Source organism: Stenotrophomonas sp. GbtcB23 (assembly GCF_019091045.1).
GTDB classification, from domain to species: Bacteria; Pseudomonadota; Gammaproteobacteria; order Xanthomonadales; family Xanthomonadaceae; genus Stenotrophomonas; species Stenotrophomonas rhizophila_A.
On record NZ_JAGXKC010000232.1, the window covers coordinates 1 to 399 of the forward strand.

1 protein-coding gene is annotated in these 399 nt (G+C 63.9%); it reads left to right on the top strand.

What is annotated here, in order from left to right:
• Positions 1–238 (top strand): hypothetical protein (locus KVS69_RS18915; RefSeq protein ID WP_217539509.1); only part of this gene is annotated, 238 nt, incomplete at its 5' end.
• Positions 239–399: the final 161 nt, after the last annotated feature.

The window sequence follows — 399 nt, forward strand, 5'->3', positions numbered from 1 at the left end:
GGCGGGCCTGCTGCCTACCGATCCCGAGGAAGCGGCACGCATGGTTGCATTCGTCGACGCCGTGCGCGCCAATGCGAGCGTGCAGGAAGCCGAGGAAGTGCTGGGTCGGGTCAGCCCGATCAATCGTGGCTATGCATATACGGTTGCGGCCGTGGTACGCGGCAAGTCGTGCCCAGCGGTTTGGCGCGAGGGGGCCAAGCGGTTGCTGTTCGGCACCGAACGCCCGCACCTGATGTAAAGCAAGAGGCACGTCGGGAAGTCCTCTCGCCGTGCCTCATCTGAAGGACGCCCGCCCCCAATGTCCCCTTCTGCTTTCGTAGCAATCGTCCAGTTTGGCGCTGGCCTGCACGGGTGCATGGTATGCACACAATCGAGCAACCACTTGATGCCCGAGGCGTG